The organism is Salinicola socius, from assembly GCF_001937195.1.
Taxonomy (GTDB): domain Bacteria; phylum Pseudomonadota; class Gammaproteobacteria; order Pseudomonadales; family Halomonadaceae; genus Salinicola; species Salinicola socius.
Genome location: NZ_MSDO01000156.1, coordinates 1 through 451, shown reverse-complemented (window position 1 = coordinate 451; position 451 = coordinate 1). Strand labels below are relative to the sequence as shown.

1 protein-coding gene is annotated in these 451 nt (G+C 64.7%); it reads left to right on the top strand.

Annotated features, from left to right (window positions below; translation table 11 throughout):
- Positions 1-180, top strand: a 180-nt coding sequence (locus BTW07_RS19960) for a hypothetical protein (RefSeq protein ID WP_158025907.1), incomplete at its 5' end; no start/stop codon positions are given.
- Positions 181-451 lie beyond the last annotated feature (271 nt).

The window sequence follows — 451 nt, the reverse complement described above, 5'->3', positions numbered from 1 at the left end:
GCGGACCAGGCTCTGCAGAACGTCGCCGATGCCACGCAACTGGCCACCGACATTTCGGCAAGCCGCAACCCGCTGGTCGGTGAGGGGCAAAGTGACGCAGCCGCTCAAGCGCTACGGGGCAGCGGGCAGTTCGCCCACGACACACGAGGCAACGGCGAGGTCAGCGTCACCACGCTGTAAGCTCGCCCCCTCGCAGCACCCACGCAGCACCCACGCAACAGCCGCCGGCACGAAGCCGGCGGCTTGTCGTTCCCCGACAGGATCCCCTCATCCTCTTCACCTTGCCGCTTTTCACCTTGTCCTCTTGCCCCTTGCACCTCTTGCCCCTTGCACCTCTTGCCCCTTGCACCTCTTGTCCCTTGCACCTCTTGCCCCTTGCACCTCTTGCCCCTTGCACCTCTTGCCCCTTGCACCTCTTCACCTTGCCCTCTTACCCCTTGCCCTCTTACCC